16 protein-coding genes and 2 pseudogenes are annotated in these 20015 nt (G+C 59.5%); 2 read left to right on the top strand and 16 right to left on the bottom strand.

Going from position 1 to position 20015, the window contains the following annotated elements:
* Nucleotides 1-74 precede the first annotated feature (74 nt).
* A complete protein-coding gene (locus tag CVM73_RS19575) occupies nt 75-1064 on the bottom strand; it encodes an NAD(P)H-dependent flavin oxidoreductase (protein WP_100233512.1) in 990 nt (329 codons plus the stop codon).
* 110 nt (nt 1065-1174) lie between these two features.
* On the opposite strand from CVM73_RS19575, the gene CVM73_RS19570 reads away from it, so the two are divergent.
* Complete coding sequence (locus tag CVM73_RS19570) at nt 1175-2137, top strand: LysR family transcriptional regulator (RefSeq protein WP_100233542.1); 963 nt, start codon at nt 1175-1177, stop codon at nt 2135-2137.
* Here the strand turns inward: CVM73_RS19570 and CVM73_RS19565 are convergent.
* Nucleotides 2091-2978 carry a LysR family transcriptional regulator gene (locus CVM73_RS19565; protein ID WP_100233511.1) on the bottom strand — a complete coding sequence of 296 codons (888 nt, stop codon included), beginning with the start codon at nt 2976-2978 and terminating at the stop codon, nt 2091-2093. The two genes, CVM73_RS19570 and CVM73_RS19565, sit on opposite strands and share 47 nt — an antisense overlap.
* Before the next feature lie 104 nt (nt 2979-3082).
* Between CVM73_RS19565 and CVM73_RS19560 the strand changes: the two genes are divergently transcribed.
* On the top strand, nt 3083-4582 hold the full coding sequence (locus tag CVM73_RS19560; RefSeq protein WP_100233510.1) for a CoA-acylating methylmalonate-semialdehyde dehydrogenase: 1500 nt from the start codon (nt 3083-3085) through the stop codon (nt 4580-4582).
* Between the two features lie 148 nt (nt 4583-4730).
* Here the strand turns inward: CVM73_RS19560 and CVM73_RS19555 are convergent, their stop codons facing one another.
* The 14 genes and pseudogenes from CVM73_RS19555 to CVM73_RS19495 all read right to left on the bottom strand — a co-directional run bounded on the left by CVM73_RS19555 (nt 4731) and on the right by CVM73_RS19495 (nt 19923).
* Complete coding sequence (locus CVM73_RS19555; RefSeq protein WP_100233509.1) at nt 4731-5807, bottom strand: carbon-nitrogen hydrolase family protein; 1077 nt, start codon at nt 5805-5807, stop codon at nt 4731-4733.
* Between the two features lie 90 nt (nt 5808-5897).
* Complete coding sequence (locus CVM73_RS19550) at nt 5898-6881, bottom strand: molybdopterin-dependent oxidoreductase (protein ID WP_100233508.1); 984 nt, start codon at nt 6879-6881, stop codon at nt 5898-5900.
* A gap of 83 nt (nt 6882-6964) precedes the next feature.
* Nucleotides 6965-7858 (bottom strand): LysR family transcriptional regulator, encoded by an 894-nt coding sequence (locus tag CVM73_RS19545; RefSeq protein ID WP_100233507.1) that lies wholly within the window; start codon nt 7856-7858, stop codon nt 6965-6967.
* A gap of 167 nt (nt 7859-8025) precedes the next feature.
* Nucleotides 8026-9613: pseudogene (locus CVM73_RS19540) on the bottom strand (sodium:solute symporter family transporter).
* Nucleotides 9613-9870: a DUF485 domain-containing protein gene (locus tag CVM73_RS19535; RefSeq protein ID WP_245452363.1), complete on the bottom strand. Its 258-nt coding sequence runs from the start codon at nt 9868-9870 to the stop codon at nt 9613-9615. Before CVM73_RS19535 ends, CVM73_RS19540 begins: the two are co-directional and overlap by 1 nt.
* 187 nt (nt 9871-10057) lie before the next feature.
* A pseudogene (locus CVM73_RS19530) lies at nt 10058-10853 on the bottom strand (ABC transporter ATP-binding protein).
* A 4-nt stretch (nt 10854-10857) separates the two neighbouring features.
* A complete protein-coding gene (locus CVM73_RS19525; RefSeq protein WP_100233505.1) occupies nt 10858-11700 on the bottom strand; it encodes an ABC transporter permease in 843 nt (280 codons plus the stop codon).
* 4 nt (nt 11701-11704) lie between these two features.
* Nucleotides 11705-12082: a hypothetical protein gene (locus CVM73_RS41080; RefSeq protein WP_245452362.1), complete on the bottom strand. Its 378-nt coding sequence runs from the start codon at nt 12080-12082 to the stop codon at nt 11705-11707.
* A 90-nt stretch (nt 12083-12172) separates the two neighbouring features.
* A complete protein-coding gene (locus CVM73_RS41075) occupies nt 12173-13030 on the bottom strand; it encodes an ABC transporter substrate-binding protein (protein WP_245452361.1) in 858 nt (285 codons plus the stop codon).
* A gap of 158 nt (nt 13031-13188) precedes the next feature.
* Nucleotides 13189-14583, bottom strand: coding sequence for a M20 family metallopeptidase (locus tag CVM73_RS19515; protein WP_100233541.1), 1395 nt, complete (start codon nt 14581-14583; stop codon nt 13189-13191).
* 31 nt (nt 14584-14614) lie between these two features.
* Nucleotides 14615-15742 carry an ABC transporter ATP-binding protein gene (locus CVM73_RS19510; RefSeq protein ID WP_100233504.1) on the bottom strand — a complete coding sequence of 376 codons (1128 nt, stop codon included), beginning with the start codon at nt 15740-15742 and terminating at the stop codon, nt 14615-14617.
* Entirely contained in the window at nt 15739-16881 is a 1143-nt protein-coding gene (locus CVM73_RS19505; RefSeq protein WP_100233503.1) for a M24 family metallopeptidase, read from the bottom strand. Before CVM73_RS19505 ends, CVM73_RS19510 begins: the two co-directional genes overlap by 4 nt.
* A gap of 123 nt (nt 16882-17004) precedes the next feature.
* Nucleotides 17005-18741 (bottom strand): ABC transporter permease subunit, encoded by a 1737-nt coding sequence (locus CVM73_RS19500; protein WP_245452373.1) that lies wholly within the window; start codon nt 18739-18741, stop codon nt 17005-17007.
* Between the two features lie 66 nt (nt 18742-18807).
* Nucleotides 18808-19923 carry an ABC transporter substrate-binding protein gene (locus CVM73_RS19495; protein WP_100233501.1) on the bottom strand — a complete coding sequence of 372 codons (1116 nt, stop codon included), beginning with the start codon at nt 19921-19923 and terminating at the stop codon, nt 18808-18810.
* Nucleotides 19924-20015 lie beyond the last annotated feature (92 nt).

The raw sequence follows: 20015 nt of genomic DNA, 5'->3' as shown, positions 1-20015 counted from the left end.
TTCTCTCAATCGCGGGCGCCGTGGCGCACGCGCTCGTTTTCGCCCGGCAATATATAGAAGGTGAGGGAAGTCGCTCAGGCCGCGATCGAACTCCGCGCAGCAGCGTAGCGCGAAAGGCAGGCGCTCGCTTCAGCCGAAATGCGCTTCACGAGGTCGCCGGCAGTTGGGATGTCGTTAATGAGGCCGATGCCCTCTCCGACAGTGACGTTGGCCGTGTCGTAGTCGCCCGACGTCCAGGCTTGCTCGACACGTTGCAACTCCGCTTCCTGGAGAGTGCGCAGCTCATCTTCGCGACCGTGCCACTTCTCGATAAAGCCGTTTTTCATCAGACGGCCGGTATATTCGGTAGGCCAAGCCTTCTTGCGAACGACATCGTAGACACGAGTGCGGATTGTTTCATCGCCCGAGGCGGTGACCACTTTTTCCTTAGCATTGCGGTGGATCACAGATTCCTGCGCGGCCCAGAAACGCGTTCCCATCAATACACCGTCGGCGCCGAGCATGAGCGCCGCGGCGAGGCCGCGGCCGTCCGCAATGCCTCCGGCGGCAAGCAAGAGAACCCGGGGCGCTCGCCGTGAGATCAGATCAGCAGCCGCCGGAACGAACGGCATCGTGGAGCGTGCCGTTAGCCCGTGCCCGCCCGCCTCGGTGCCTTGCGCGACTATGACGTCGGCACCTACGTCGATTGCCCGCTTGACGTGTTCGAGGGTGTGCACCTGGCAGATCAGCGGAATGCCCGCCTGCTTCACTTTCGGCGCATAAGGCGCGGGATCGGAGAACGACAACATGAGTGCTCTGCTATGCCGTTGCAGAGCAAGGTCGAGCAGACCCGGATCGCTCGCTAGCGCCCAACTGATGAAACCACAACCGACGTCGGGGCGGCTAACCTTGGCGGATTGCTCTTCGAACCAAGCCCTGTTTGCGTACCCCCCACCGAGCAAGCCTAGCGCCCCGGCTGCGGACACAGCCGACGCGAGTTCACCACCGGAGGCTGGATCCATCGGCGCGAGCACGATCGGATGCTCAAGTCCGAAGAATTCGGTCAGTCTCGTCTTGATAGCCATAGTCCATCCCCTCAGGCGATCTGCCCTTCGATGCGGGAAGGCTAGATTGACCATTGACAACGGAAAAGTGATTATTTTTGATCGATACCATCATTATTGGAGATGACCCCATGGATAGCACCGACCTCAATTTCTTTGCCGCCGTGGCGATGGCTGGTGGAATCGGCCGGGCTGCGAACGATCTCCACACAGTGCAGTCCAATGTCACACAACGAATTCGGGCTCTGGAGGCTCAGCTTGGCGTCCAGCTCTTTCACCGGTCCAAGAAGGGGGTGACGCTCACCTCAATGGGAAACAGGCTGCTTCCCTATGCCAAGCGGATCAGCGAACTCTTGGCGGAAGCGCAGCGCGCGGTAAAGGACGAGGCCTCTCCCAGTGGCGAATTGCGGATCGGGTCGATGGAAACGACGGCGGCCTTGCGCTTGCCGCCCTTGCTGACGCATTACGCAATTGCCTATCCGGATGTCGACGTTCAGATCGAAACGGGACCAACGGCAAGTCTTGTGGACGCCGTATTGTCGCGGAAGCTCGATGGCGCCTTTGTCTCCGCGCCGGTGACGCATGGCGAATTGGCCAGCAAGCCGATCGTGGAAGAGGAGCTGGTCCTTGTCACGCCGCCGATGGTTACGTCCCCCGAGCAGATCAACAAGTTTCTCGCAACCGGAAGCGGCCGCAAAGTGATTGTTTTCCGTGCGGGTTGCTCCTATCGGCAACGCTTGTCGGAATATCTCGCCCACCGCGGTTTCGTGGACCTGCGCTGGATGGAAATGGGAACGCTCGACGGCATCATCGGCTGTGTCGCAGCTTCGGTCGGCCTTTCGTTGGTCCCGCACGTGGTTGCTGAGCCCGCGGCACTGCAGGGCCTGATTCGAATTCATCCGCTGCCGAATGGAACGGGCAGAGCCACCACACTGTTCGTCCATCGCAAAGATGCATTCGTTTCGTCCGCATTGCGAGCATTGATCGAATGCGCGGGATCGATCTCGTCTGCTGACGTGCCTGCGACCACCGCGGTGGTGAATGCCGCTAGTCCGCCTCGAAAGATGATCTCGCGGTCTTCACAGCGGTCGTGATGAATCGATGAACCTCCTGAACGCGACGGGTTTCATGCGTGTCAGGATGCGACGTCAACCAGTAGTTCCGAACAAAACGGACGTCAGGCAGCAGGCGCTTCAACTCCGGATAGCGTCCGGCAGCGTAGTCGTGCAGGATGCCGACACCGTGGCCGCTCCGAACCGCCTCCATCTGAGCGACAACGCTGCCACATTCGTAGCGCCGGGACATGAGCCGGCCCAGCACTGACGCATAGTCCAGCGCGCGGCTGTAAACGAAATCCTCGACATGCGTGACAAACAGGCGGCCGGCAAGGTCGGCTTGATCGCGTATGGGCCCCTCGCGCGCGAGGTAACTCGCTGCCGCATAGACGCTGAGGGTGTAGTCGGTCAGCTTTGACAACATCAGACGGCCCTGCTTCGGCCGATCCAGCGTGATCGCGATGTCTGCCTCGCGCCGCGACAGGGAGAAAGTTCGCGGCAGCGGCACGAGCTGGACGATGAGGCCTGGATTTCTCGCCGCAAGCGAGCCAAGCTGATCGGCCAAGAAGTAGTTGCCGAGCCCGTCGGGTGCCCCCACGCGTACAGTGCCAGTGATTGCCTCGGTCGAGCCTCCGATGCTTGAGCCAACCTTGAGAAACTCGCTCTCTGCGCGCTCCGCGGCAGCGAGCAGGGCCTCGCCTGCCGCCGTCAACGTGCAGCCGGAAGTATGACGTTCGAGCAGCTTGGCGTTCAGGCTGCGCTCCAATGCCGTGAGCTGGCGTGCCACCGTGGCATGATTCAAGCGCAGATGTTTCGACGCCTTCAGAATCTGCCCCGCCCGCGCGACCTCAAGGAATATCCGAACCCGCTCCCAATCCATTGACTACACTTTCTGCACAACGGAGCCGCAAAACCGGCCGTTGATAAGCGTTTTTATGCGATCATATCGAGTGCGATCAAGCTTCATTGGAGGAGAGGAGCCCCATGACCGCGACTATTCCGAATTTTATCGACGGCGAGCTGGTACCGAGCCGGAGCGCTCGCACATCGCCCGTCTACAATCCAGCGACCGGCGAGCAATCGGGAACGCTCGGATTGGCAACGACACAGGAGGTCCAATCGGCGGTTGCGGCAGCGAGGAAGGCGTTTCCCGCCTGGGCCAATACTACTCCTCTCCGCCGCGCGCGCATCCTCAACCGTTTCCTGCGGATCCTCGAAGATCGGATCGACGAGCTCGCCGCGGTGATCACGGCGGAGCATGGGAAGGTGCTCTCGGACGCCAAGGGCGAAATCCAGCGCGGCATGGAAGTGGTAGAGTTCGCGACCGCTGCACCGCAGCTTCTCAAGGGAGAGATCACAGAGAACGTCGGCACCCGGGTCGACAGCCACTCGCTGCGTCAGCCGCTTGGCGTCGTGGCCGGAATCACGCCGTTCAACTTCCCGGCCATGGTGCCCATGTGGATGTTCCCGGTTGCCCTCGCCTCCGGCAACACGTTCGTCCTGAAGCCGTCCGAGCGGGACCCATCCGCCTCGCTCACGCTCGCGCGGTGGCTCAAAGAAGCCGGATTGCCCGACGGCGTCTTCAACGTCGTGCATGGTGACAAGGAGGCCGTCGATGCCATTTTGACCGACCCGGACATCGTCGCTGTCAGCTTCGTCGGCTCGACCCCGATAGCCCGCTACATCTATGAGACCGCCACGCGCCATGGCAAGCGATGCCAGGCGCTCGGAGGTGCCAAGAACCACATGATCGTCATGCCCGATGCGGACATGGATCAGGCGGTCGACGCGTTGATGGGCGCGGCTTACGGCTCCGCCGGCGAACGCTGCATGGCGATCTCGGTGGCGGTCCCGATTGGAGAAACCACGGCGGACCGGTTGATCGAGAAGCTGGCGCCCAAGGTTCGGGCTCTCAATATCGGCCCGGGCACCGATCCAGAAGCGGAAATGGGTCCGCTGGTGACGAAGCAGCATCTCGACAAGGTCCACAGCTACATCAACGCTGGCGTCGAAGAAGGTGCCAAGCTTATCGTCGATGGACGGGACTTCCGTCGGCAGGGCTACGAGAAAGGCTATTTCCTCGGCGGTACACTGTTCGATCGCGTAACCACCGACATGAAGATCTACCGCGAGGAGATCTTCGGTCCGGTGCTCGCGGTGGCACGCGCCAAATCGTACGATGAAGCCGCCGACATGATCAACAAGCATGAGTTCGGCAATGGTACCGCCATCTTCACGAGGGATGGCGATGCGGCCCGGGAATTCGCCCATCAGATCCAGGTCGGCATGATCGGCATCAATGTGCCGATACCCGTGCCGATGGCGTTCCACTCCTTCGGCGGCTGGAAGGCGTCCCTGTTCGGCGATCACCACATGCACGGACCCGAGGGCGTTCGGTTCTATACCAAGCTGAAGACGATCACCACACGGTGGCCGACCGGCATCCGCGCCGGCGCCGAGTTCGTGATGCCGACGATGAGCTGATGCGCATCAGCAGAGGGGCGTGGACGCTCCACGACCCTCTGCATCGGACGATTGTGCACTTGACGCGGTTCGCAGTTAAGGGCGGCTATTCTTCACCACTTCCAAGGAACTCGCCGAAGACGTGCTCATCCATCGCTTCGAAAGTGGATCAGTTCGCAACCAGGCGTTCAAATTCGCTGGCTGGCGGCTCCGGCATCTCGCGGCGCTTAGACTGTCCCGACCGGTCCACCAGCTCTTGTCCTTCCACCTCGACGAAGACCGCCGGATCCCGCTGCGACCTGTCGACTGTGAGTGAGAACACGTCGAACCGGTTGTAGTAGCCAACAACGTCATGAAATTGCTTCGGCTCGACACAACGAGCGACGTCGATGTCGGCATAAGCGATGCCTTCGCTCTCGGAAAGCACCTCGCTAATGACCTGTCCGGCTGGATCGAGGATCATCGAGACGGCATGAGGCGTCCCTTTGATCAGATCGAGCATCGCCGGATTTGCCTGGGCGAGTGCGTCCCTCATTCCGACGTCGACGCAGGCTGACGAAACGATGTTAAAGCACTTCGCTTCGAATGAGTGGGCGCCAGCCCGTATTTCGATTGCTTTGCGCAGGTCATACCCCCCCTTCTGTTGAGATGGACGGGTGGGCCAGATCGGCGGGTAGGTCGAGATGTGCACCTGTTCGCCCTGAGCCATCAGCGAATAGCGGGCCAGCGGATTTGTGTTTTCGCCACATATCAGCATGCCCACGCGGCCTACCTTCGTCTGGACCACCCGCAAGCCTCGTGCGTCTCCGGCTGCCCAGACCAGCTTCTCATAAAATGTTGGCACGAGCTTGCGGTGATGATTGAGGATCGATCCGTCTTCGCCGACCAGGAGATTGGAATTCCAGATGCAGCCCAGGCTAACGACGGTCCCTTCAGTGAAGCCGACCGAGACCACGACACCGTGGCGCTTGGCGGCCATTCTGATCCTCGTCAGTTCAGGGCTATCGAGCAAAAGCGCCTGCGCCGATAAGGCTCCGAAGAAATCGTGGGACATGATGGGCGCCTGTAGTGCTGCCCAGACCGGAAAACCCGGAATGAAAGACTCGGGAAAGGCGACCAGAGAGGCGCCGTTGCGCGCCGCCTCCGCGATGAGATCACACGCCTTTTCAGCAGTCTTGGCGGCATCGAGAAAGACTGAAGACGTGTGGCATGCGGCGGCCTTGAAGCGCGGCAAAGTGGAAACCATTTGAGACTACCTCCCGGTGTTGGCCAATAGAGGTTAGTCCCTCACGGGATGCGCGCGAATGCGAAAATCTGCACGGCTTGTTGCACGTCTTCAAAGCACCGAGATCGGGACACGATAGATGGCGTTGCGCCGTCCCGCTTCTGGCTGAAGTTCACCCGATCGGGATCTGGCTCGCGACAACAACCCGGTGCAGCCCTCCCTAACGGACCAGTTCCACACGAACTTGGTCCACGACCAGCCAGCTATGCGCTCCAGACGACATTCCTGCCAAGAGGCCCCCTCATCAGAGCTAAACTCGACTATATCCAGATCCGCATCCCCCCAAGCCCATCCCCACACCTGCACCAGGTCGCCGCGGCGCAGCTGGCTGTCTGGTTTCGGCCAGACGATGATCGACTGGGGTGCAATTCCCCAGACTGGTCGGGTGGACCCGTCCGGCTCGGGATCGTTGTACCATTTGGTCGTGAAAACACCGGGTGCTCGTTCCGAACGAAGCTCGATCTTGCGCAGCCACTTGACGCTGTTCGTGCCGTAATACCCCGGAACGACAAGGCGCAGCGGATATCCATGCTCTGGGAGCAGGTCGGCGCCGTTCATCTGGTAAGCCACCAGAACATCGCTGGCCGCCCTCGAGAGCGGCAGGTCTTTTAAATAGTGACCGCACTCGATGCCGCCGAACTCGCCAGAATCCGCGCCGTGCGACCAGACGAAGCGTGCTGTCCGTTCAACTCCGACCATTTCCAATAGGTGGTCCAGACGAAACCCTGCCCATGATACGTTGCAGACTCGCCTTGTCGGCTTGTCGGGCGCGAGCGGACTTCCTGCGCATTGATGCACCGAAACGATTTCACGCCTTGGAAAGTTCTTGAGCTCGCGAAGTGTTAGAACGACGGGCCTCTCCACCAACCCGCCGACTTCCAGCTTCCAATCCTCGGCGGCGGGGACCTCCAGAACGCCGAGATGGCACAGGACGATGCAGGCCTCGACCGGCGTGATACGGTCCGTCAGGTCATGAGGCTCGGATGGAATTCGGCCAAAAAACCCGCGACTCCTGTATGTGAATTTGTCAGACATCACAGCGCTCCTTGGCAGCCGCAAAACTTGATCTCAGGGAAGCGCTTGACCAAAAATCCGCAGGACCGCTTGCGCGAACTCGATCAATCGAATTCGTTCAAGAAAGCCTTATCAGCCTTGAATATCTCATTAAGGAAACGCAGCAATGTGCGAACCCGTCCCATGTATTCGATATCTTCATGCACCGAGACAAACAATGACCTCGTGACGACGACGTCCTTCATGATGCGAACAAGGCGAGGGTCCTTCTTCGCCGAAAAGAACGGCAATAGGCCGATACCGCGCCCCGCCCCGATTGCATTCTGCTGAGCAGCCATACTTGTCGAGCGGAACACAACGTTCTCCGGGACCAGCACATCATGCAGCCACTGCACCGGCTGAATCGCCACGAGGTCGTCCACGTAGTCAATGAAGTCATGGCCCTTCAGTTCTTCCATCGAACCGGGGGCGCCCCTGTTTACGATGTATTTCGATGACGCGAATAATCCGAGCTTAAACTCTCCAGCTTTCTTGACCGATAGCTTAGGACCCGCCAGCGGTACGAAACTGACGCAGACGTCCGCCTCACGCTTCGTGAGGTTGATCAGATGCCGCTCGGTAACCAGCTCAACGAGAACACCTGGATGTTTCTCGTTGAACTGCACCAGTTTCTCGGCGAGGTAGAAGGCGGCAATACCTTCCATGCTCGTGAGCCGGACCCGGCCGGTGGGCTCAGTTGGCGCTGAACGGAAATCCTCTGAAACCACCAATGCGGCAGCTTCGATCTTCTCGGCGGCCTGGTAGAGCTTGTGGCCGTCCTCAGTCAGGACGAAACCATCCGGTTTTCTGTCGAATATCTTGATCGCAAGATCTCTTTCGAGCTCCGATATCCGCCGACTGACGGTCGTATGATCGACCTTGAGGCGCCGAGCGGCTGGCATCAATCGGCCCTGCCTTGCGAGCTCTAGAAAAAATTTAAGATCGTTCCAGTCGAACATTCGCTCCGCTCTGCCCCTCGAAGACTCCAGCGAATTTCGCACTAGTCTCAAGAGATTGCCAGCATCCCCAGGACGCATATGAACCATTAGCCGTAGCAGCGGGCCTGCAGGGAGATGTACTTATTCCAATCGGGAAATCAGCCACTTAGTTCTGAAATCATCTCCAACTATCCCTCCTCACGTGAACCAGCCCCGGCTCGCGCCGGATCGGATGGGCCCATCAAGATCCTTCGTTGCATCTCTCGGAAGGTGCGGTCGGCATCCATCTCAGGGGTGGCAACGGATACCGCAATGGCTACCGCAAACAAAAGCGGCATGGCGACAATTGCCGGATTCTTCAATGGGACAAACCACCAGGCGCCGGCAATGTCCGCCAGTGATTTCCCAAGTACGTCGACTTGAATGGTCGGCGACAAGCAGATCAGAACAATCGAGCCAACAGTGCCGACGAGGATACTCGCCACCGCCCCCTGCGTGGTGAAACGCTTCCAACTGATTGCGAGTACCAGCGAAGGAAAGTTTGCTGCGCAAGCTACGGAGAACGCAAGTCCCGCCATGAAGGCCACATTCTGGCCCTCGAATAGGATTCCCAAGACGACTGCGACGACGGCAATGATGATCGTGGCGACACGCGCAACCTTCAACTGCTCAGACTCTGTCGCCTTCCCCGCCCTTATGACGATTGGTCCAGAGGTCATGGCACAGGGTGGCAACCCCCGAAAGGGTCAATCCAGCAACGACTGCAAGCATGGTCGCGAACGCTACGGCGCAAATGAAGCCGAAGAAGGCGTTGCCTCCGACCGCTTGAGCCAGTAAGGGCGCGGCCATGTTGCCGCCGCCTCCGGCTTTGAGTACGGCCTGTGGTCCGACGATCACCATGGCCCCAAAGCCGATGACGAAGACCATGAGATGAAATGCTCCGATCAGGCCGGTCGCATAGAGAATGGAGAGCCGCGCCGCCTTGACGTCCTTGACCGTGTAGACGCGCATGAGGATATGCGGCATCGCCGCCGTACCGAACATGAGACCCAGCCCAAGAGAAATCGCGTCCCATTGACCGGAAACGACGCGCGAACCCGGCTGAAGCACTTTCGCGCCGTATCGTTCAGCCGCGGCCGCGAATAGCCGTACCGGATTCATCTGAAATTGGGCAAGAACCAGGATGCAGAGGAATGCCCCACCTGCCATCAGGAGCGCCGCTTTGACGACCTGAACCCAGGTCGTAGCGAGCATACCTCCAAAGAGCACGTAGATCAGCATGGCGGTCCCGACGATGATGACTGACCAGGAATACGGGATGCCGAATAGCAGCTTGATGAGCGCCCCTGTCGCAACCATCTGCGCGATGAGATAGAACGAAATCACGGCCAGCGTTCCGATCGCGGCGGCAGAGCGAACCGGCTTTTGCGACAGACGATACGCCACCACATCGGCAAAGGTGAATTTGCCCACATTTCGGAGTGGCTCGACGATGAGAAAAAGAATGATCGGCCAGCCGACGAGCCACCCGATCGAATACACCATGCCATCGAAGCCGTTAGAAGTGACAATACCGGCGATGCCTAGAAGCGCCGCCGCAGAAAGAAAGTCTCCGGCGAGGGCCCAGCCATTTTGCCACGCGGTGATTTCACCACCTGCCGCAAAGAACGTCTCGGTCGTCTTGGTCCGTTTGGCCGCCCAATAGGTTATCGCGAGCGTCAAGGCCATGAACGCAAAGAAGAATGCGATGGAGATGTTGCTGCTCTGCGACTGCATCACGCTTGCTCCAGCGTGGACTTCACGTTGCGGTCGAAGATCGTATTTGCCCAGTACACGTAGAGCAGGCAGAGAAGAAACGAGCTGATGATGACCAACGGGCCGAGCACAATGCAAAGCGACAGGCCGGGGGCGAGCATCGCGCCTAGAACAGGCTTGCCGAACGCGAACAGCCCCATGAAACCGAAATAGATCGCGATCATCGCAAAGCTCAACGACGCCGCAACCGTCAATCTCGATCGCGCCAGTGCGACCATTCCTCTTTCCAGCGCCTTTGAAGATACAGTCATCTGCTACTCCTGAATTGTTTGTGACAGTTTCGAGAGACCTTGAATCATTGCCCACTGAGAATATGCGAGAGAAGACTTGCGCATTTTCGCTATGCTCCCCGCCTGATGGTTGGCCCGCGGTCACGCGATCCGAGAGCTCACCTCTGCGATGGCGTTAGCTGGCCGATTGCGGGAACGGCTCCTTCTTGTACAAGAACTCGAGGATCTCCTTTCGATATTTGATACCCTCGAAATCGGTCGTCAGCTTTAGCCGATCGCGTGGCCGAGGCGTCTCGACTTTCCAGATGCGACCGATACGGGCAGCCGGTCCGTTGGAGAGTGCTACAATCCTGTCGCTGAGAAAGATCGCTTCGTCGATGTCGTGAGTGACCATCACGACGGTCGTTTTCGTCGTCTCGACGATGCGCACGAGTTCGTCCTGAAGGCTCGATCTCGTCAATGCATCGAGCGCACCGAAGGGCTCATCCAATAGGAGGACCTTCGGCTGAACGGCGAACGCCCGCGCGATACCGACGCGCTGCTTCATGCCCCCAGAGATTTCAAAAGGGTATTTGCCTATCGCGTGCTCCAGGTGCACGAGCTTCAGCGCCTGTTCGGCCCGATCCATCAGCTCGGACCTCGGCGCTCCCCGAAACGCCTGCTTCACGGCAAGATAGACGTTTTCGACGCAGGTCATCCAGGGGAGCAAGGCATGGCTCTGAAAGACCATCGCCCTCTCCGGCCCGGGACCAGTAACGCCCGCACCGGCGCAGCGGATTGTACCTGACGTGGGCGTTCAGAAGCCCTGCTACGATGTTGAGCAACGTACTCTTCCCGCATCCGGAGTGGCCGATCAGGCAGACGAACTCGCTATGTTCGATTGCGAGCGATATCCGGTCGAGCGCGAGCAGCTGCTTGCCGGAGCGGTCAGCAAACGACATCGAAACGTCGTTGATGTCTAGATCGGCCATCGTTCTATTCCCGAAAGCTGAGGCGCTCGCCGATTCGTTTCAGGATGACGTCGAGCGCCAGGCCGATACTACCAACGAGAATGATGGCGACGATCATGCTGGCGATCTGCAGGTTGTTCCATTCGTTCCAGATGAAATACCCAATCCCGCTTTGCCCACCGACCATTTCCGCAGCGACGATGACGAACCACGCTATGCCGATGGAAATACGCATTCCCGACAAGATCATGGGCACGCTGGCGGGGAAGACGACTCGCGTCACGTGCTCGAGTTTGGGTACCCCGAACACACGCGACACGTTCAGCCACTCCGCACGCACTGACGCCGTTCCCGTCGCAGTGCTGATCAACATCGGCCACACGGCGCAGATGAAAATAATGAAGATCGTCGAGATCGTGCTGTCGCGAAAGGTATAGAGAGCAAGCGGCATCCACGCGAGCGGCGATACCGGCCGAAGAACCTGAATGAAAGGGTCGAGGGCCCGATAGCATGCCGGCCACAGTCCGAGCATGAATCCCAACGGAACGGCGACGACCAGAGCCAACGAGAATCCAAGAGCCACTCGTCCCATGGAATAGACGAGGTGCCAGGCAATACCCAGATTGTTGGGGTTATCTCGGTCCAACGCGTGTGCGACCAGCTCATAGCCGCGCAGTGCGACGGCCCATGGGGACGGAATTGCACTGGCCTGCTGCCCCGATGCGCTTTGGCCAGCGAGCCGCGCATACTCAGCATCGGCGGCGCTGACAGGTCCCGACGGCGGCGTCGTGAGCCACGTCCAGATGCAGAGGAACACGACGAATATCGCAATTGAGGCCAACCAGGGCTGCTGCAGCCGATGCAACATGGCGTCAACCTGGCTTCCTGACAGAAGCCAGGTATTCCTGCGGCTTGTTGGAATCGAAGTCCTTCCCAAGAATCCTCTCGCTGCCGAAACCGACGACGGGGGCAGACGCGCCCTGCTCGCGCATGATGCGCGCAGCGTCGGTTGCCAGCATCACCTTTTCAGCGAGCACCTTGTAATCGACATCCTCCTTCAGCATGTTCCAGCGCCTGAGCTGCGTCATCAGCCAGACGGCGGCTGAATATTGCGGAAATGGCTGATAGTCGACCCGCCGAGGATCTTTCTTGATGCTACCGAGGCCATCAGCGTAGGTGCCTCCCAGCACCTGCTCGATGACGACTTCAGGAGCATTGAGATATTGCGGCTCCGACAGCACCTTCGCCATGCCGACGCGGTTTTCCGGTTTTGAAACGTGAAGGCTGGCGGCGATGATGGCGCGGTAGAAGGCCATAAACGTGTTCGGATTCTGCTGAATTCAGCTCTCGGAGGCAGTGACCGAGCAGCACGGGTGACCGTCCCATATCTCCTTCGAAATGAGGTGGATGAAGCCGGCTCCCTCGTAAACCGCGCGCTGGCCCCCCGGCTCACCACCGAAGAAACCATCGATGCTTCCGACGCGAAGGCTCGCGACGTACTCGGTCGGCGGGACGATCCGGTATTTGACGTCCTGGTCCGGATCGAGGCCAGCCGCAGCCAAATAGTTCCGAAGCTGCAGGGTCTGGTGGCTCTGCTCGAACGGAACGGCAAAGGTAAAGCCCTTCCAGTTCTTCGGATCGCGGTTTTCCCTGTGCTTGTTGGCGAGCACGAGAGAGTTTCCGTTTTGATTCAGGATGGTAAGCACTTTGATTGACTGGACATTGCCCCCAAGCCCTGCGGTCATCGTCAGACGCACGGGCATCACCTGCTGCGAGACGTCCAGTTCTCCGTTGAGCATCTTGTCTCGGATCAAAGCTATTCCGGCGATCTTCTGCAGGCTGACCTCGAGGCCTTCCTTGCTGTAGCTTCCAAGCTTCTCGCCGTAGATCAGCGGAACGGCGCAAGTAATCGGCAAAAAGCCGACGGCAAGCTTCGTCTTCTCAAGGGGCTTGCGCTCCTGGGCAATCGCCTTCAGCGTCTCGATCGGCAGAATGCTCGACAGCGCCCCGATGATCGCACTTGCTCCGACCTTGCGCAGCACTTCACGTCGCAAGACGGGTTGGGGGAACAGACCATGCAGCAGCGCCTGCTCGACCTGGTCCGAGATGGCGGCCTCGAAGCCTGGCTGGGCTGGACCGGGCTCGCAACAGCGGCAACGCTTGCCGCCGAAGCCATGATCATCCGATGCGTCAGTCATGTGCCCTGCCCCCGTTCCAGCGTCCGGTTTCAAACATGGCGCCCGTCGCTGCCTTGACGGAGCTTGGCGTATCAGTCGGGAAGCGGTACTTTGAAAATGCGCAAGGGCCTTCGCAGAAAAGCGATCACCCGACCACCGGCAAACCGCACCCGATCAGTTCAGTCTCGTCGCACCGGCGGAAGGGTATCGAGCTCGCCCAGATCCCAATACAGGCCCGCCATCATCTCCAGGGCCTCACGCGCGAGCTCGACCGGCAAGTGCTCGTCGGGTGCATGTTGCTGGCATCCAGGATAGGCATGGGGCACCCACAAGGTGGGCAAATTTAGCAGGTTGGCAAAAATGTCGTTCGGAAGCGAGCCAGCGAAATTGGGCAAGATCGCCGGCGATTTCCGCGTCGTCCGAACGATCGAGTCTTGGGCCCATTTGGCCCAGGGATCCTCAGGATCGAGGCGCGTGGCGAGAAAGACACCATCGTCAGGGCTGGGCGTCACCTGGACCATGTCGAGACCGGTCCTCGCGAGATGTCGCCGCAGCGCCGGCACGATGTCCTCGCAATCAACGCCGACCACGAAGCGGAGCTGACAGCGCGCCCAGGCGCTCGCGGGAATGGCATTGACCGGCGCTTGCGGATTTCCGCAACTGATGGCGAGGACATCAAACGAGCACCAGCCATATACCTGCTCTGCCGGAGTCAGCCCCGGCTCGCCCCAGGCCGGATCGATGTCAGGTCCGCCAGGTCCCCCGTCAACGACACAATCGGCAAGCACTCGCCGGACGGCGTCGGGCAGCTCACTTGGAAGCCATTCTGGAATCAGTATGCGGCCGGTCGGGGAGACGATCGTAGCCAGGGCGTGCGCGATCTGGATTGCGGGATCGGAAAGCAGACCGCCCCAATTGCCCGAATGATATGGGCTCTGGCGCGCATTAATTGAGATATCGAATGTAACACATCCCCGCGAGCCCAGGAATACTGTCGGCCGATCCTCGGACAAGCGCGGTCCGTCCGACGCAACGAAGATATCTGCGCACAGGAGCTTCTTGTGTGTCGTACATAGTTCGCGGAGGCCAGGCGAATCGACCTCTTCACCCATTTCGATCAGGTATTTCAGGTTGAAACCCAGCCGACCTCTCGTTTCGAGCACAGCACGGAGGCCGGCAATGTTGATGACGTGCTGCCCCTTGTTGTCGGCGACACCGCGTCCGTACCAGCGATCATTGCGCTTTGTGAGATGCCAAGGGGACCTTCCTGCGGCCCACGATCCGTCCATTCCCCGAACTACGTCGCCATGCCCATATCCGAGCACTGTCAGCAATGATGGATCTTCTATACGTTCTGCATAAAGGAATTGCGCGCCTGCAGCGGCCAAAACCTGGCAACCGCAGCCGAACTCTTCAAGCATGCAGCGGAGCTGGTCGAGATACTCGGCAAGCTGAGGTTTTCGCTTCGGGTTCTGACTCTCGGAAGGAATAGCGACGAGCCGCGAGAGCACCGTCTCGAAGTCTCCAGAATCCAGATGGCTTCTCGCGCGCGAGATTGCGGCGTTCCGGCTCATTACGGGCAGCTCCTCGCACGCCAAAGGCAGGTCAACGGGCGCCGGGAAACACGCGGGTATGCGCCGCCTCGATCTCGATGCGGACGCGTTGACCGGATTGGAACAGCGGCCGTCCGGGGCTCACCGAAGTCCGGGCGGTCAATCGAATGGACCCCACCTGCACAAGCACGCTCTGGTTCGTGCCCGTGTAAGCCGATTCCAAAACGGTCGCGGTAGCGCGCTCGTCCGGTGTCAGGCCGATATACTCCGGGCGAACCGCCAGCAACCCTCGGTCGCCTGACGTCAGCACCTGACTGGCCTCCTGTATAACCTCAAGGCCGACATCGGCGCTGCGGGCACAGACCTCGCCTCCAGATCGCCGCAACTCGACCGGCAGAAAGTTCATCTCACCGATGAAATCCGCGACAAATGCAGTCGCCGGCTGCTCATATAGCTCACGCGGTGTCCCACACTGCTGCAAGCGGCCTCGCTCGAGAACGGCAACGCGATCGGCCATGGACAGAGCTTCCTCCTGGTCGTGGGTAACGAAAATGATGGTGCTACCGACTTCCTTATGGATCAGCTTGATCTCCATTTGGAGCTGCTGCCTGAGCTTGCGATCGAGTGCCCCGAGCGGCTCGTCCATGAGCAACAGAGGTGGACGGAAGACAAGAGCGCGAGCCAGAGCGACACGCTGCTGCTGCCCACCCGATAACTGGCTTGGAAGTCGCGCGCCATATCCGTCAAGTGCAACGAGCTTCAGAGCTTTTGTGACCTCACGTTCGACGTCTCCGCCACGCAAGCCCCGGCGCCGCAGCGGATAGGCGATGTTCTCAGCGATGGTCATATGGGGGAACAACGCGTAGCTCTGGAACACCATGCCGAAGCCGCGACGATGGCTCGGAACATCATTGATCCGCACGCCGTCGAGCATGATATCGCCAGAGGAGGACACCTCGAACCCGGCGATCATCATCAGCAGAGTAGATTTTCCTGACCCGCTCGATCCGAGCAAGGCGACGAACTCTCCTGGCTCGATCGACAGTGAGACGTCGTCGACCGCTTTGACCGGACCAAACATCTTGGTCAACGAGTTGACCGAGACGGAGCCACGTTGACTTTGCGACGTAGCTACACCTGCCGTCGCCTTTTCGCTCACCATTGCTGTGCTGACGCTCATTTCGGCCTCGTCTCGAATATCTTGCGCGGTATTGAGGTCAATCGCTTCCCACCCGAACTGGTCACCACGACGGACTCGCTGACGGCAAGGCCAGCAGCGGATGTGTACATGTGAAAGACCATTCCTTCCTCGATGGCCCAATCCGCACGAGGCGTGAAACAGCGATATAGGTCACTCGTGTGCTGGGAAACGAGCGGAGCGGTACCAAGCGTATACCCGGTGATGTTATCGTAGGTCTCGCGCAACCCGGCCGCGACAACGCCGTCCCGCACGATGCGGTCGACGTCAGCGGCAATCGCGCCAGGCCGAAGCGCGGCGATTTGGCGATCTTGTAACGCGATAAGAGCCTGAGCCGCAGCTCGCTGCTCCTCGGTTGCCCGTCCTACGATGACCGACCGCATGATCCGGACCGTATAGAAGCGTAACCGCGGCAAGAGCTCGATATGAACGATATCGCCATCGACCAGCGGTCGCTCTGCGAGGAACCCATGCAGCGAATCCCAGCCCGATCCGACATTGAGAGGCCCAACAAAGCCATCGTCGAACCCAAGCCGATAGTAGGCCGCAGCGGCAGCTGCAGCGATATCACGTTGGCTCTTGCCACTCGCCACCTCCTTGACAGTCGCATCGAAGGCCGCATCCAAAAGTGAACCAGCCCGGGACATATGCGCGATCTCTTCCGGCGACTTGCATCGCCTGAGATCCCATCCCGAACGCTCAAGGTCAAAGAACTCGGTATCCGGCAAGAGCTTGCGAAGCGCTTGGAGTCTGTGGATCGTGAACGAATTCGATTGAAATTCAGCGCCGATCCGGGCGGGCACCGAACCACTTTCCCGGAAGGTGCTCGCCAGCACCGCCAGCGGATGGTCCCAATCGCCAAACCCCACGATGTTATCCATCCACGTGCGCTGCCGCGCTGGTGGCATATCAAGCTTGCGCACCAGCAGGAACGGCTCGGACGATGCCGGCACGATGCACGCTCGCCAGAGATTTTCGGAGACTGTATAGCCAGAGAGCCAGGACATCATCTCGGGCTCGTCAAAGATGAGACAGTCAAGACGACGCTCTGCCATCAGTTTTCGGACGGCGTCACATCGCCGCTTGTACTCCTCGACGGAGAAAGTGAGGTCGCGGCTCATGGTCGATGCTCCGTTACGACTGCGGGACCTCGGCCCAGATTGGGTCGAGAGGATTGCTTCAGTAAAGGCGCCATTGGCTTCCTCGTAGGATGAGCAATGCACAGGCGCAATCCATCGATCTGCTCAACGATGGAGGCTTTCCTGCGGGCGACGACCTTGAACGACAGCGCCCACGAAGAGCCGCAGAAGCATTAGAAGCGCAAGTACGATGAGAAACAGAACGGCGATGACGGCGATCTGGGGGCTGATTTCCAGGCGGATGTTGTCCCACATTCTCATGGGCAACGGCGTCGCGGTGGGCCCGCTCAGGAACAGACCGAACACAACATCATCGAACCCCACGATGAACGCGAAGAGCGCCGCGCTCGCTAGCGTCGGCAACAGCAATGGAAGCGTCACCGTTCTCAGCGTCACGAGAGGGCTCGAGCCTAGGCTCGCGGCAGCGAGCTCCAGGGTGCGATTGAAGCGCTTGAGCCCCGCGATCATGACAACGACCGTATATGGTGCGCCAATGATCGTATAGCTGAGAGCAAATGCCAGCGGATTGCCGATCAGCGAGGATCCGGCGAGAGCGAAGAACAGGGAAACTGCGATTACGACATGAGGAACAATCAGCGGGGAAATCAGGAGAAGATAGACAGGCACGCGCGCAGAGAACCGGTACCGCACGAGAGCGAAGGCGGCGGGCACACCAATGGCCACGCTCAGGAGAGCGGACAGTCCTGCCCATCTCAGGCTGAAGCTTAGGGCATCGAGCCATTGCGTATTCTTGAGCAAACTTGAGAACCACCGCAATGAGTAGGCGGGCGGCGGAAAGGTGAGGTATGGTGCATCGCTGAATGCAAGAGGAATTACGACCACGAAGGGCAGCACCAGAAAAAGCAGCGTCAGCCCTGCACTAACGTACAACGCGGGTCGGCGCGCGACCGTCAAGGCCTCATGCAGCCTCGTTGACGGGCCATGCAAAACCGCCGTCAGTCGCACCAGGATCGGCCACCGCGCGGAGAGACCGGATGTCGACTTGCCGACCAGGGAAATGTTGTTATGTGGTCGATCGTCCAGCTCTTCCGCAATCCGCTGACGAAATATCAGGAAGACCGCGATGACAGCGAACATCAAGATCGATGATTGGGCTGCGGCTTCATCGAAATTTCCGAGGATCAGCACGCGCAGACTAATGCCCTGAGCGATCAGATAGCTATCCGGTCCACCAAGAAGCTCTGGCGTAATATAGAAGCCGAGACTGGACAGAAACACGAGCGTGCAGCCGCTAATCACGCCGGGGATCGAGGCGGGCAGCGTGACCCTCAAGAAGGCGTCGGTAGGAGGACTTCCGAGACTTTGTGCCGCTTTTGCAAGGCTTGGATCAACCCGTGCCAAGACAGCGTAGAGAGGAAATACCATGAGCGGCAGCTGGACCTGCACCATGCCGACATAGACGCCGACTGAATTGAACACCATTTGCAGCGGCTCGGAGATGAGGCCGAGGCGCAAAAACAGCTGGTTGATAGGCCCGTTGGGGCTGAGCAGGACGATCCATGCGTAGGTTCTGATCAAGACACTCGTTAAATATGGAAGCGTGACAATAAGCAGAAGAAGTGACGCCGCGCGCGGAGAACATTTCGATATGGCGTAAGCGAGAGGATAAGCAATGAGCAAACAGACGATCGTCACGGTCGCTGCTAGGGCGATTGTCCTGAGGACGATCCATAGAAACGCCGGCGAGTTGGCGATCTCGATGTAGCTGTTGAGCGACCAGGCACCATCGTGCTGCAGGCTCTTGAGCACGAGTTGCGCGAGCGGCACGACGTAGCCGACCGAGAACAGGATCACGATCGGCAAGAGAAGGAGGATGGGCACCAAGCGCGCCCATCCTGAGGTGTCTCTCCTATGCGGCATAGCCAGACTCGCATCCACCATTTTGAGCTACCGTACGCCGGAAATCCAACGCTCCCATTGAGCAACGGCAATTTCATTGTTGGCCTTGCCGTTGGAGCTCACAGTGTTCCAGAACTCGTAGTCCTGGACGAACTGCAGCTTCCGTGCTTCGGGGGAGGTCGGCAGGAGCTTTGCCCGTTCAGACGGCACATGCTCGAATGCACGCGAGTTCGGTGGCGCATAGAGAATGTGCTGGGCGAATTTCGCCTGATTTTCGGCTCGCGCTGAGAACGCAAGAAACTTGAATGCATTGTCCGCATTCTTCGTGCCTTTCAGGACCACCCAGGTGTCGTACTGCAGCATTCCCTGATTCCAGGTGTAGCCGATCTTGGCCCCCTGCTCGTTGGCTGCCGAAACCCGGCCGTTCCAGGCGCTACCGGCCGTGATCAACTTATCAATGATCATCTGCGGAGCTTCCGCGCCGGTGTTCCACCATTTCAAGATGCTCGGCTTGACCCGGCTGAGACTCTTGAACGCGCGATCCCAATCAAGTGGATAGAGCTTCGACGGATCAACACCGTCCGCCATCAGAGCTGCTTCAAACGTGCCGCCGTCCGAGGCCCAGGTTCCTGCCATGAGTGAACGCCGTCCCGCAAATTTTTGGGCGTCCCAGACATCCGCCCAAGAGTTCGGAGCATCGGAGGCAAACTTCGACGCGTCATACGCAATGAACAGCGAATAGATGATCGCGGGCACAGTGAACTTGCCGACCTTGACCGGACTGAACGCGCCGAGGTCTGCCTTTTCGAAGTAGCCATAGTCGATCGGAAGCAGAAGATTGTCCCGCTCGAAAGTCGGGGCCTTGCCGCCAGGAAGAATCGTCACGTCATATCGGGGAGCGCCGGCCAACACGCTCGCTCGCACGGCTCCCGTGTCGGTCCGCGGTTGAGCTATGACCTTGATGCCGGTCTCTTTCTCGAACGGCTCGAAATAGGCGATCCGCTTGGCCTCGCCCCAAGATCCGCCGCCGTCGTAGACCACGACCTCACCGGTGCCCTTCGGGATTTGCGCAATCGCGGGGGCGGGAAACAGCGAGCGCGCGGCCGCTAGTCCCCCGGCCAAGGCGGTGCCCTGAAGCAGCTTGCGTCTGACGATATCCACCATGCTCCACTCCGTTGTGTGCGGCTAATGCCTTGCTCGATCCGGTTTTGCGCATATAATCCGACAAGCGGGTGGCTGAATCCGCCGTTCTGCCC

Origin of the sequence: Bradyrhizobium forestalis, assembly GCF_002795245.1 — a bacterium.
In the GTDB taxonomy this organism is placed as follows: domain Bacteria; phylum Pseudomonadota; class Alphaproteobacteria; order Rhizobiales; family Xanthobacteraceae; genus Bradyrhizobium; species Bradyrhizobium forestalis.
Note: the sequence above shows the minus strand (reverse complement) of the source record. Positions and strands in the feature narration are given on the sequence as shown.

Excerpts from the sequence above, each read along its gene's own strand:
- CVM73_RS19575 (WP_100233512.1), bottom strand. The coding sequence starts at position 1,064 with ATGGCTATCAAGACGAGACTGACCGAATTCTTCGGACTTGAGCATCCG.
- CVM73_RS19570 (WP_100233542.1), top strand. The coding sequence starts at position 1,175 with ATGGATAGCACCGACCTCAATTTCTTTGCCGCCGTGGCGATGGCTGGT.
- CVM73_RS19565 (WP_100233511.1), bottom strand. The coding sequence starts at position 2,978 with ATGGATTGGGAGCGGGTTCGGATATTCCTTGAGGTCGCGCGGGCGGGG.
- CVM73_RS19560 (WP_100233510.1), top strand. The coding sequence starts at position 3,083 with ATGACCGCGACTATTCCGAATTTTATCGACGGCGAGCTGGTACCGAGC.
- CVM73_RS19555 (WP_100233509.1), bottom strand. The coding sequence starts at position 5,807 with ATGGTTTCCACTTTGCCGCGCTTCAAGGCCGCCGCATGCCACACGTCT.
- CVM73_RS19550 (WP_100233508.1), bottom strand. The coding sequence starts at position 6,881 with ATGTCTGACAAATTCACATACAGGAGTCGCGGGTTTTTTGGCCGAATT.
- CVM73_RS19545 (WP_100233507.1), bottom strand. The coding sequence starts at position 7,858 with ATGTTCGACTGGAACGATCTTAAATTTTTTCTAGAGCTCGCAAGGCAG.
- CVM73_RS19535 (WP_245452363.1), bottom strand. The coding sequence starts at position 9,870 with ATGGTCGCACTGGCGCGATCGAGATTGACGGTTGCGGCGTCGTTGAGC.
- CVM73_RS19525 (WP_100233505.1), bottom strand. The coding sequence starts at position 11,700 with ATGTTGCATCGGCTGCAGCAGCCCTGGTTGGCCTCAATTGCGATATTC.
- CVM73_RS41080 (WP_245452362.1), bottom strand. The coding sequence starts at position 12,082 with ATGGCGAAGGTGCTGTCGGAGCCGCAATATCTCAATGCTCCTGAAGTC.
- CVM73_RS41075 (WP_245452361.1), bottom strand. The coding sequence starts at position 13,030 with ATGACTGACGCATCGGATGATCATGGCTTCGGCGGCAAGCGTTGCCGC.
- CVM73_RS19515 (WP_100233541.1), bottom strand. The coding sequence starts at position 14,583 with ATGAGCCGGAACGCCGCAATCTCGCGCGCGAGAAGCCATCTGGATTCT.
- CVM73_RS19510 (WP_100233504.1), bottom strand. The coding sequence starts at position 15,742 with ATGAGCGTCAGCACAGCAATGGTGAGCGAAAAGGCGACGGCAGGTGTA.
- CVM73_RS19505 (WP_100233503.1), bottom strand. The coding sequence starts at position 16,881 with ATGAGCCGCGACCTCACTTTCTCCGTCGAGGAGTACAAGCGGCGATGT.
- CVM73_RS19495 (WP_100233501.1), bottom strand. The coding sequence starts at position 19,923 with ATGGTGGATATCGTCAGACGCAAGCTGCTTCAGGGCACCGCCTTGGCC.